General features: G+C 66.5%; 10 protein-coding genes and 1 pseudogene. 4 read left to right on the top strand and 7 right to left on the bottom strand.

All coding sequences use genetic code 11. The features are described 5' to 3' along the window. Window positions 1–223, bottom strand: a pseudogene (locus KBY66_RS15935) (hypothetical protein); the annotation flags it as partial. A gap of 114 nt (window positions 224–337) precedes the next feature. Here KBY66_RS15935 and KBY66_RS13730 point away from each other — a divergent pair. Beyond that, complete coding sequence (locus KBY66_RS13730) at window positions 338–1,960, top strand: photosystem II high light acclimation radical SAM protein (protein ID WP_255090178.1); 1,623 nt, start codon at window positions 338–340, stop codon at window positions 1,958–1,960. Window positions 1,961–1,998: 38 nt separating this feature from the next. Here the strand turns inward: KBY66_RS13730 and KBY66_RS13725 are convergent, their stop codons facing one another. From KBY66_RS13725 to KBY66_RS13715, 3 genes are read right to left on the bottom strand one after another with little or no spacing between them, the layout of a single operon-like run. Next, window positions 1,999–2,817 (bottom strand): CPBP family intramembrane glutamic endopeptidase, encoded by an 819-nt coding sequence (locus tag KBY66_RS13725; RefSeq protein WP_315855517.1) that lies wholly within the window; start codon window positions 2,815–2,817, stop codon window positions 1,999–2,001. 1 nt (window position 2,818) lies between these two features. Continuing rightward, window positions 2,819–3,133, bottom strand: coding sequence for an ATP-dependent Clp protease adapter ClpS (clpS, locus tag KBY66_RS13720; protein WP_255090177.1), 315 nt, complete (start codon window positions 3,131–3,133; stop codon window positions 2,819–2,821). A gap of 26 nt (window positions 3,134–3,159) precedes the next feature. Continuing rightward, window positions 3,160–4,416: an LL-diaminopimelate aminotransferase gene (locus KBY66_RS13715; protein WP_255090176.1), complete on the bottom strand. Its 1,257-nt coding sequence runs from the start codon at window positions 4,414–4,416 to the stop codon at window positions 3,160–3,162. A gap of 385 nt (window positions 4,417–4,801) precedes the next feature. On the opposite strand from KBY66_RS13715, the gene KBY66_RS13710 reads away from it, so the two are divergent. Beyond that, the gene (locus tag KBY66_RS13710; RefSeq protein WP_255090175.1) at window positions 4,802–6,808 is read left to right on the top strand and encodes an Rne/Rng family ribonuclease; all 2,007 of its coding nucleotides are present in this window, start codon (window positions 4,802–4,804) and stop codon (window positions 6,806–6,808) included. Window positions 6,809–6,822: 14 nt separating this feature from the next. Then, window positions 6,823–7,440, top strand: a complete 618-nt coding sequence (locus KBY66_RS13705) for a ribonuclease HII (protein WP_255090179.1) — start codon at window positions 6,823–6,825, stop codon at window positions 7,438–7,440. On the opposite strand, the gene KBY66_RS13700 is transcribed toward KBY66_RS13705, so the two are convergent. Continuing rightward, window positions 7,415–7,927, bottom strand: a complete 513-nt coding sequence (locus KBY66_RS13700) for a DUF1997 domain-containing protein (RefSeq protein WP_255090174.1) — start codon at window positions 7,925–7,927, stop codon at window positions 7,415–7,417. The genes KBY66_RS13705 and KBY66_RS13700 overlap by 26 nt on opposite strands. A gap of 63 nt (window positions 7,928–7,990) precedes the next feature. Between KBY66_RS13700 and pheA the strand changes: the two genes are divergently transcribed. After that, complete coding sequence (gene pheA, locus KBY66_RS13695; protein WP_255090173.1) at window positions 7,991–8,872, top strand: prephenate dehydratase; 882 nt, start codon at window positions 7,991–7,993, stop codon at window positions 8,870–8,872. Here the strand turns inward: pheA and KBY66_RS13690 are convergent. Continuing rightward, the gene (locus KBY66_RS13690; protein WP_255090172.1) at window positions 8,869–9,864 is read right to left on the bottom strand and encodes a methyltransferase domain-containing protein; all 996 of its coding nucleotides are present in this window, start codon (window positions 9,862–9,864) and stop codon (window positions 8,869–8,871) included. The two genes, pheA and KBY66_RS13690, sit on opposite strands and share 4 nt — an antisense overlap. Then, the gene (locus tag KBY66_RS13685) at window positions 9,864–10,535 is read right to left on the bottom strand and encodes an LON peptidase substrate-binding domain-containing protein (protein ID WP_255090171.1); all 672 of its coding nucleotides are present in this window, start codon (window positions 10,533–10,535) and stop codon (window positions 9,864–9,866) included. Before KBY66_RS13685 ends, KBY66_RS13690 begins: the two co-directional genes overlap by 1 nt. Between the last annotated feature and the right edge of the window lie 9 nt (window positions 10,536–10,544).

Genomic DNA, 10,544 nt, shown 5'->3' with positions numbered 1-10,544 from the left:
GCAGGGTGGGGATCATCAGCACACCGAACCAGCCCACATAGAGGCGGTTGTTGGTGGAGGTGACCCACTCGCAGAACTGACTCCAGGCAGAGGCGCCTTGGCGCTGCTGAAGGGTTGAGGTCATGAGAACGAGAGATAGTGCCCCCGAAGGGACGAGGAAGTAGGGCGATCTGGCTTGAAGGCAGGATTCCTTGAGCCTGTGGTGCTGGCAAAGCAGCCCCATCGCCTTGGGCAATGTAACGGATCTTTGCGCTGTGTGTGGAAGGCTTTCGCTTCGGGTTGGTCCGCTGGCCCCGGATCCAGCTGGTTAGCGTCCGATTCCGCTTTGAACGGGCCGATGACTGGGGCCGCTTCCCAACCGAAGGATTCCGGGCAGCTGCCGGTAGCTCCCAGTGGTGAGAGGGTCCTGCTGATCCGGTTGCCCTGCAATCCGATCTTCCCGATCGGGCCCATCTACTTGGCCGATCACCTGCACAAGGCCTTCCCTGCACTGCCCCAGCGCCTCCTCGATCTGGCCGCTTCGCCGGTGCTCGATGTCGAGCGGGTTCTGCTGCTGGAGGTGGAGGCTTTCCGGCCCACCGTGCTGGTGTTTTCCTGGCGCGACATCCAGATCTATGCCCCGGTGGACGGCCGCGGTGGCAACCCGCTGCAGAACTCCTTCGAGGTGTTCTACGCCTTGAACCCGTTGCGGCGACTGCGCGGCGCCCTAGGGGGCCTGCGGCTGATGGCGGCGTTCTATGGCGAGCTGTGGCGCAACCTGCGTCTGGTGCGCCGGTCCCTGCGCCGGGCCCGGCGTTTCCAGGCCGCTGCGCGGGTGGTGATCGGCGGCGGAGCCGTGAGCGTGTTCTACGAGCAACTCGGCAAGATCCTGCCGAAGGGCACGGTGGTGTCCGTGGGGGAAGGGGAGCCCCTGCTCGAGAAGCTCATCCGTGGCGACTCCCTGGCCGGCGAACGCTGTTTTGTGGTCGGGGAGCCTCCCCGGCCGGGGCTGGTCCATGAGCAGCCCACCGGCCTGGTCAAAACCGCGTGCAACTACGACTACATCGCTTCGATCTGGCCCCAGCTCGACTGGTACCTCGAGGCAGGGGATTTTTACGTGGGCGTGCAGACCAAGCGTGGCTGCCCCCACAACTGTTGCTACTGCGTCTACACCGTGGTCGAAGGCAAGCAGGTGCGCGTCAATCCGGTAGAGGAAGTGGTGGCGGAGATGCGCGACCTCTACGACCGAGGGGTGAGGGGATTCTGGTTCACCGATGCCCAGTTCATCCCCGCCCGCCGCTACATCGAAGATGCCAAGGAGTTGCTGCGGGCGATTGCTGCGGGCGGCATGACCGATATCCACTGGGCGGCTTACATCCGCGCCGACAACCTCGATGCTGAGCTGGCCGCCCTGATGGTGGAAACGGGCATGAGCTACTTCGAGATCGGCATCACTTCAGGCAGCCAGGAGCTCGTGCGCAAGATGCGGATGGGATACAACCTCCGCACCGTGTTGGAGAACTGCAAACTTCTGGCCGAGGCTGGCTTCCGCCAGCAGGTCTCGGTGAATTATTCCTTCAACGTCATCGATGAGCGGCCCGAAACGATTCGGCAGACGGTGGCCTATCACCGGGAACTGGAGCGGATCTTCGGCGCCGACAAAGTGGAGCCCGCCATTTTCTTCATCGGCCTTCAGCCCCACACCCACCTTGAGCAGTACGGGTTCGAGCAGGGCCTGCTCGAACCTGGGTACAACCCGATGAGCATGATGCCCTGGACCGCCCGGAAGCTGCTCTGGAATCCCGAGCCGATGGGCAGCACCTTCGGACGGATCTGTCTGGAGGCCTTCGAGACCAATCCCCAGGATTTCGGCCGCACCGTGATGGCCCTCCTGGAGCGTGACTACGGCCAGGCTCCCTTGGAGCAGGCCTTGCGGGCACCTGTGGAGGGCCGTGGAGCCCTGGCCACCGCCTTGCGTTGAAGCGTGCGTTGGAAGCCCCCGGATCCTGGGGAAGCGGCTTACTCCTGCCAGTACGACCTGCGCAGCAGCAGCAGCGCCGCCAGCCCCAGCCAGCCGACCACCCCGCCGATCGGGTTCGGACTGGGGGCCCCAGGCCCGGCCAGCCAGGCCGGTGCGGCGCTGGAAACCTCCAGGAGCCCTGACTGCAGGATGAACCAACCGCCCACCAACCCCCCGTGCAGCCCGATCGCTCCCCAGAGAGCACCGCCGTCGGCGCGCCGTTGCAGGGCCAGGGCGACCCCCAGCAGGATCAGCCCCCCCAGCAGCCCGATCGCACCAGGCCCCTCCACCCGGTACCAGGGATGCAGCAGAGCGAACACCGCGGACTGCAGGAGCAGCGAGCACCGGGGACCGCTCTGGAGCCCCAGCTCCCCCCAGAGCCAGCCGCGGAACACAAGCTCTTCGGCAAATCCCACCCCGGCCGTCAGGGCCAGGCCATTGAGTGCACCGCCCCAGCCCAGGCGCCAGGACCAGGCGGCCTGTCCGGTGGCGAACAGCACAGCCGCCACCAGGGCCAGCAGCAGCAGAGCCTTGAGCAGGCCCCGCAGCAGGGTCCGCAGCGCCACGCTGGGCGGCCGCCGCAGTCCAAGCCTGTGCCAGGGCCGGGGATCCCCCCAGGCCCGCCGCAGCCTCACCGGCAAGGTCAGCAGCAGCAGGGCCAGGGCCACCACCAGTCCGGCCAGGTCCAACTGGTCGGGTCTCAAGCCAGGGGCGATCAGCCCGAGCGGCCGTGCCCCCAACCAGCCCGCTGCATAGAGCAAGGGCACATAGAGCAGGGTGCCCCGCCAGTGGGGCCTTCCCTGGCCAAGGCCTGGCAACTCAGCCCTCCGGCTCGATCGTGCTGGTGAGCCCTTTGCCCTTGAGGGTTTCGCTGTAGAACTCTGCCGGCTCCAGATCGCAGACGATCACCAGTCCGACGCCGGTGTTGTGGGCTTCGAGCATCACGGCGATGGCGTCCTGCTCGCTGAGGGACGGCACCACCTGGCGCAGGGTGGAGACCACGTACTCCATCGAGTTGACCGGATCGTTGTGCAGCAGCACCCGGTAGCGGGGGGATGGCTTGCGGACCCGCTGCACCTCCTTCTCGATCACCGCGGCCCATCCGGGAGCGCGGGTCGGCGTTTCAACCGACATGGCCACAGCAGAATGGATGGTCCAATTTAGGCAGCAACCTTGCCGGGACCCGCCAGGCAGCTTCGGCTGATCCGGGCCATCGCCTCCTCCACGTTGGCGCGGCTGTTGAAGGCGGAAAGGCGGACGTAGCCCTCGCCGGCGGCGCCGAAGCCGCTGCCGGGGGTGCCGACCACGTGGGCATCGCCCAGCAGCCTGTCGAAGAAGCCCCAGGAATCGAGGCCCGCTGGCGCCTGGATCCACACATAGGGAGCCTGCTCGCCGCCATAAACCTGCAGACCTGCCGCCGTGAGTTCCTGGCGGATGATCGCCGCGTTCTCCATGTAGAAATCGACCAGCCCCTTCACCTGGGCCTGGCCATCGGGGGAGTACACCGCTTCGGCGCCGCGCTGCACGATGTAGCTCACCCCGTTGAATTTCGTGCTCTGGCGCCTGTTCCAGAGGCTCCAGATCTCCACCGGCTCGCCACCTGGGCCCTTGCCCATCAGGTCCCGGGGCACCACGGTGAGGGCGCAGCGGGTGCCGGTGAAGCCGGCGTTCTTCGAGAAGGAGCGGAACTCGATGGCGCAGTGGCGGGCTCCCTCGATCTCGTAGATCGAATGGGGCAGCTCGGGGTCGCGGATGAAGGCCTCATAGGCGGCGTCGAAGAGGATCAGGGCCTCGTTGTCCTGGGCGTAGGCCACCCATCGTTTGAGCTGCTCCCGGCTGGCCACCGCGCCGGTGGGGTTGTTCGGGAAACAGAGGTAGATCAGGTCCACCTTGCCATCGGGCAGTGGGGCGACGAAGCCGTTGGCGGCCGTGATCGGCAGGTAGGTGAGGCCGCCATAGCGGCCGCTGGCATCGGCAGCACCGGTGCGGCCTGCCATCACGTTGCTGTCCACGTACACCGGATAGACCGGATCGGTCACGGCGATGCGGTTGTCCGGCCCAAGGATGTCGAGGATGTTGCTGCTGTCGCACTTGGAGCCATCGGAGACGAAGATCTCCTCGGCGGACACATTGCAGCCGCGGGACTGGAAATCGTGGCGGGCGATTGCTTCGCGCAGCCAGGGGTAACCCTGTTCGGGGCCGTAGCCGTGGAATCCATCCCGGCTGCCCATGGCATCAACGGCGGCTTTCATCGCCGTGCGGCAGGCCTCAGGCAGGGGCTCGGTCACGTCGCCGATGCCGAGGCGAATGAGGGGTGCCTCGGGGTGGGTGGCGGAGAACTGGTTCACCCGACGGGCGATCTCCGGGAAGAGATAGCCCGCTTTGAGCTTGAGGTAGTTGGCGTTGATCTGAACCACGGCGGCCGCGCGCTCTCGAAGCAGCTGCCCATCCTCCTACGCGGCACCCCCGGCTGCACACCATGCTAAATTCCCAGCAAGACGGCAGTCTCGTTTGTAGCTCCTGAAACTGCAAACGCTTCTCTAGCGGGCTACGCCTCACGCGGCCCATCATTCCGTAGACACGGTTCCCTGCTCTGGTCGGACCTACCCAGTTCCGGCAGCATTGACGTGATCCGGAGGATGAACCTCCAGAGTCGCCTCCTCTCCAGACTTTTTCTTCCGTCTTCCTCCTGCAGCAGCACTCGAGCGGCCTTGCAGCACGCTCTGCCAAGCGGGTGGTTGCTTCCCGGGGGAACCTCCCCCATCCCATGGCAAGGCTCCACTGAGCCACCCACTATCCTCCATGCCCCAGCAGATCGTCATTGCGGAGCAACTGCGCATCGCCGCGGTTCTCAACGACGAACGGGTTGATGAACTGGTCGTCGCCCAAGGCCGTTATCAGATCGGTGATGTGTATCTCGGCAGGGTCGAGAACGTTCTCCCGGGAATCGATGCGGCCTTTGTCAACATCGGCGAAAGCGAAAAGAATGGCTTCATCCACGTCACTGACCTCGGGCCCCTGCGCCTGAGGAAAGGGGCGGCCGGCATCACCGAGTTGCTCGAGCCGCGCCAGAAGGTGCTGGTTCAGGTGATGAAGGAGCCCACCGGCACCAAGGGGCCAAGGCTCACCGGCAATCTCACCCTGCCGGGCCGCTACCTGGTGCTCCAGCCCCATGGCCAGGGGGTGAGCATCTCACGCCGCATCAATGGCGAGAACGAGCGCAACCGCCTGCGGGCCCTCGGGGTGCTGATCAAGCCACCGGGCGCCGGTCTGCTGGTGCGCACGGAGGCCGAGGCCATCAGCGAGGAATTGCTGATCGACGACCTCGAAGCCCTGCTGCGCCAGTGGGAAGCCATCCAGGAAGCGGCCGAGACGGCCAGCCCGCCGGTGCTGCTGAACCGCGACGAGGACTTCATCCATCGGGTGCTGCGCGATCTCTACAGCCCCGAAGTGCTCCGCGTCATCGTTGACACGCCTGCGGCTGTGGCCAGGGTCAATGACTTCCTCGGCGCCGACCAGGCCAATCTCCTGGTTGAGCACCACGCGGAGTCCACCAATATTCTCGAGCATTACCGGGTCAATGCGGCCATCCGGGATTCGCTCAAACCCCGGGCTGATCTGCCCTCCGGTGGCTACGTGATCATCGAGCCCACCGAGGCGCTCACAGTGATCGATGTGAACTCCGGATCGTTCACCCGATCGGCCAATGCGCGGGAAACGGTGCTTTGGACCAACTGTGAGGCGGCGGCCGAAATCGCCCGTCAACTCAAGTTGCGCAACATCGGCGGTGTCGTGATCATCGACTTCATCGACATGGAGTCGCGGCGTGATCAGTTGATGCTCCTCGAGCACTTCACCCAGGCCGTTCGTCACGACACCGCTCGCCCCCAGATCGCCCAGCTCTCCGAACTGGGCCTGGTGGAACTCACCCGCAAGCGCCAGGGCCAGAACATCTACGAACTGTTCGGCCGTGCCTGCCCCAGCTGCGGCGGCCTTGGCCATGTCGCCGTGCTGCCCGGCACGGACACGCTCCAGCCCCTCGCCACTGTGACGGGTTTGGTGCGCTCGGCCGCATCGGCCCGGGCCGAGGTGCCCAGCCCGGCCACCGGGGAATCTCCAGGACGCCGCCGTGGTGGCCGTGGTGGCAGGGGCGGCCGCTCCGCTGAGCCGATCGAGGTGAGTGGAGGCCTGCCAGGCGCCGAGCCATCCCCGTCCACCGAAGCGGCCGAAACGCCCTTTGTCAGTGAACCGGTCAGCCGTCGTCAGGAGTCTGAGCTGGTGGCGGTCCCCATGGAGTCCGACCAGGAGCTGGTCTATGGCTGGCTTGGTCTCAATCCAGCCCTTTTGCTGGAGTCTCCACCCATGGGCGATCACCTAATGGTGCGGATCGTGCGGCCGGGTGAGGATCCGGATGCCGTGCTCGAGGCGGCCCGGCAGCAGCAGGTGTCCAGCGGTTCACGTCGCCGCCGCCGTGGCGGCCGCAGTGGCAACGAGGCCACCGTCAACGGCCGCCCCGCCGCCGAAGACAGCCCGCCATTCAGCAGCCCAGCCGAAGATCCCGAGGTTTTAGTCGAGATCACTCCCATGCCCTTGGAGTTCGAAGAAGCCAGGCCCCCCGTCACCACCGTGATCGAAGTCCCGCTGGTGCAGGTTCCGCTGTCCCGCAAGGTCACCCGGACGCGGTCGGCCTCGAACGGTGACGGTGGTCCAGCCGCCGTGGCGGTGGTTGAGCTACCGGCTGAACCCGAAGCGGAGACCGAGGGGGCTGAGCCCCGCCGCCGCCGCCGCCGTTCCTCGGCCACGGTCTGAGACCCAAGCTGGAGCTGGTCGCCGCGTTCTGTGGCCAGGAACCCGGCGATTGCGCCGGTGTGGATGAGGTGGGCAGGGGCTGCCTGTTCGGCCCGGTCTTCGCCGGGGCCGTGGTGCTCCCCGCCGGGTCCCTTGCACCCCTTGCCGCCGCGGGCCTCACCGACAGCAAGGCCCTCTCACCGGGCCGGCGCCAGAGTCTTGTGCCGCTGATCACGGCCAGGGCCGGCGCCTGGGCCCTGGGCCAGGCCTCCGCCGCCGAGATCGATCGCCGTGGGATTCGCTGGGCCACCGAGACGGCGATGCTGCGGGCCCTGCAGCGGCTGCCCCAGGTTCCCGGGCTGGTGCTTGTGGATGGGGTGTTGCCGTTGCGCAACTGGGCCACCCCGCAGCTCACCTTGGTGCAGGGGGATGGCCGTTGCCTGTCGATTGCGGCAGCGAGTGTGCTGGCCAAGCAGGCCAGGGATGCCCTGATCCAGCGCCTGGCCAATCGGTATCCCGGCTATGGCCTCGAGCGGAATGCCGGCTATGGCACGGCCGTTCACCGGAACGCCCTGCAGGAGTTCGGCCCCACGCCCCTGCATCGCCAGACCTTTCTCCGCCGCGTGCTCAGCGTTCCCTGCACCAGTGGCTGAAATCACTCTGCAGTTGCTGGCCCACCCGCTTGCGCATTCCCAGCAGGATGCCGCCCAGCAGGGAGCGACCGGTGGCCTCCAGGACCTTCGGGGAGATCAGGCTGAGGATCCCCGGTCGACTGACCGACACGGCCAGATGGGCTTCCCCCTCCAGGCCGCTCTCCGTGGCCTTGAGCCAGGAGTTCAGCGTCAGGGCGAAGTCGTCGACCAGATCGAAACCTTCCAGGTGGCAGTCGAGCGCTTCGATCTCCAGGCGCCCCGGCGCCCGCTGGGTGCGGAGCTGCACGACCGGTTGGATCTGGAGCTGAAAGGCCTTCAAGGGTTTCACCGCATAGCGATAGTGACCCTCACCGAGCGGATCCAGTTGGCTGGCATCCAGGAGGGCCCGGACGATCCGGTCGTCGTCGTCGAGGTAGAGAGCCAGTCGCTGGGTCTGTTCGGGAACAGGAAGCTTGAGCATCTGGCTGGCGCTGAAGGCCAGGGGCATCGCCGGGCGCAGGGGGGGCGGCGGGAGATGATCCTATCCACCCACGTCTCACCCCCCTGCGTCATGCGTCTGGCCTTTCTTGGTCCCGTCGGCACCTATGGCGAGCAAGCGGCCAGAATCCTGGCGGACCTCGAAGGCCTCACTGCGGTGGAGTTGGTCCCCCAGAACGGGCATCGGGCTGTGATCCAGGCCCTGGCGGATGGCCAGTGCGACGCCGCCGTGGTGCCTGTCGAGAATTCCGTTGAGGGAGGGGTGACGGCCAGCCTGGATGCCCTCTGGGAGCATTCGGAGCTGAGGATCCGCCGTGGTCTGGTGTTGCCGATCCGCCATGGCCTGCTGGGCAGTGGGCCGATCAGCGGTGTCAGCGAGGTGCTGTCCCATCCCCAGGCCCTGGCCCAGTGCAGCCTGTGGCTGGCCGACCATCTGCCCGCCGCCTGGCAACTGCCCACCAGCTCCACGGCGGAAGCCTCTCGCATGGTGCGGGGCAGCCACTTCCGCGCCGCGGTGGCTTCCCTGGAGGCGGCCAGCCAGCATGGCCTGGAGGTGCTGGCCTATCCGATCAATGATGTGCCGGGAAACTGCACCCGTTTTCTGTTGCTGCAGCGGGAGCCGGCCATGGCGTCCGCCTGCACCCACAGCAGCCTCGCCTTCTCCCTGCACGCGAACAGGCCCGGCGCCCTGCTGGAGGCGCTCGGTTGCTTCGCCCGCAGGCAGCTGAACATGAGCCGTATCGAGTCGCGCCCTTCGAAGCGGGAGATGGGGGAGTATCTCTTCTTTGTGGATCTGGAGCTGCCTGCCGACCCCAGGCCCCTGGAGCAGGCCATCGAGGAGCTCTCCGGGCATTGCCAGCATCTGGCCCTGTTCGGCACCTATCCGATCACCAATCTCAACGACGACAACGGCGAGGGGCTGGAGGTTGCCACCGGAGGCCCCCACAATCCCTAGCTCCCCGGGAGCGCCTGGGGCTCAGCCGCGACTGCCTGGAGCTTCCGGCAACGGAAGACGCCGAATTGCATCAGGCCGGTGGAGAAAGCCCAGTGCATCAGCAGCAAGGTCGGTGTTTCCCTCAGCCCCTGCAGCAGGGCAAGGGGGCCCAGCGCGAGCACGGCAGCCGGCCGGCGGAAGCCTTCAAGGATCGAATCGATCCAGGACGGCAGGGTGGCGGCCGTCCAGTCAGCGGTGTCCACCCTGGCCTGGTTGGAAAAGGGGCTGCGCTCCAGGTTGTGGCGAAAGGAGGGAATGCTGGCGAACTCCGGATGGGCCCATTGATCGAGCAGTTGGCGCATCACCCAGCCCTCCAGGCTCGACAGCCCGCCTAAGGCCGGATCCCTCCGGTTCCAATCAGCCACCGCCAAGAGGCCGCCAGGGCGCAGCACCCGCTGCAACTCATCGGCATAGCGCTGCTTGTCGGCCATGTGGGGTCCCGCTTCCACGCTCCAGACCGCGTCGAAGCTGGCGTCCGCCAGGTCCAGGTCGAGGGCATCCATGACGGCAAAACGGCAGGGGAGTCCGGCTGGGGTGAGTTGCCGGGCCCGCTCGATCTGGGCCGGGCTGATGCTGATGCCCAGCACCTCGAATCCATAGCCGCGGCAGAGCATGCGGGCACTGCCGCCGATCCCGCAGCCCACATCAAGAATCCTGGCGCCGGCCGGCAATTGATCGAGCCCACTCCAGCGCACCAGTTCATCGACGAAGGCGGCCTTGGCTTGACGGAAATCGGCTTGGCCAGGCGGCGTGCCGTAATGGCCCAGGTGGACATGCTCCCCCCAGAGTCGTTCGAGCAACTGGTCCTGGGTCCAGCGGTCGTAGGCTTGGGCGACGCTGGCTTGGTCCTCGTAGCGACGGCTGCGGCGCTGCCATAGCCGGTAGGCCAGCCAGCCAGCCCCAGCGGTGGCAATGCCGAGCAGCAGAACTCCGGGCAAGAGGCCAGGACCCATCAGGCTGGGTCCTGGCCGGCCTCGCCCATGCCCTTGAACGTGTCCTTGAGGACGGTGCGCGCCGCCAACTGACGGCGGGTCTGGTCGAGGAGGGTGTACTCCTGGCGCAACCGTTCGGTGGTGTCGGTGAGTTCGAGCAAGGCCTGTTGGTGGTCAGCGACCGGTCCACCGAGATGGGACCCGATCCAGAACGACAGTTCCCTGGGCAGGTCGGGCAGGTCGTTGGGCAGGCTGGTGGGTTTGCCGATCAGCTTGCCGGTGAGGTCCACCACGTCACGGAGGGCCTGGGTCACCTCGCTGGCCAGCTGGCTGAGCGCGTCTCCAGTGCCGCTGGCCTGATCCTCGATCCAGCTCACCATGCCGACCCGAAACGGAGCCTCGCGCACCACTTCGAGAACGCGGAACCGTTGTTGCCCCATGGTCACGATGTTGCTGCGGTCGTCGTCCTGGGTCTGATGCTGGAGAATCTCGGCGCAGCAACCCACGGAGGCCATCCGCTTCTCCTGGGGATCCCAGCGCACCACACCGAAGCGACGGTCGGTTTCGAGCACGGTGCGCAACATCATGCGGTAGCGGGGCTCAAAGATGTGAAGCGGCAGCACCTCCTGGGGGAAGAGCACCACATCCGGCAATGGGAAGAGGGGAAGTTCCCTGACAGCCAGATCGGTCACGAAGGTCCT

Source organism: Synechococcus sp. Tobar12-5m-g (assembly GCF_024345415.1).
Classification (GTDB): domain Bacteria; phylum Cyanobacteriota; class Cyanobacteriia; order PCC-6307; family Cyanobiaceae; genus Regnicoccus.
This window is presented reverse-complemented; position numbering and strand designations above follow the sequence as displayed.

Bases quoted from the DNA above. Each gene is read 5' to 3' on its own strand.
- KBY66_RS13690 (WP_255090172.1), bottom strand. From the start codon at position 9,864: ATGGGTCCTGGCCTCTTGCCCGGAGTTCTGCTGCTCGGCATTGCCACC.
- KBY66_RS13700 (WP_255090174.1), bottom strand. From the start codon at position 7,927: ATGCCCCTGGCCTTCAGCGCCAGCCAGATGCTCAAGCTTCCTGTTCCC.
- pheA (WP_255090173.1), top strand. From the start codon at position 7,991: ATGCGTCTGGCCTTTCTTGGTCCCGTCGGCACCTATGGCGAGCAAGCG.
- KBY66_RS13710 (WP_255090175.1), top strand. From the start codon at position 4,802: ATGCCCCAGCAGATCGTCATTGCGGAGCAACTGCGCATCGCCGCGGTT.
- KBY66_RS13730 (WP_255090178.1), top strand. From the start codon at position 338: ATGACTGGGGCCGCTTCCCAACCGAAGGATTCCGGGCAGCTGCCGGTA.
- clpS (WP_255090177.1), bottom strand. From the start codon at position 3,133: ATGTCGGTTGAAACGCCGACCCGCGCTCCCGGATGGGCCGCGGTGATC.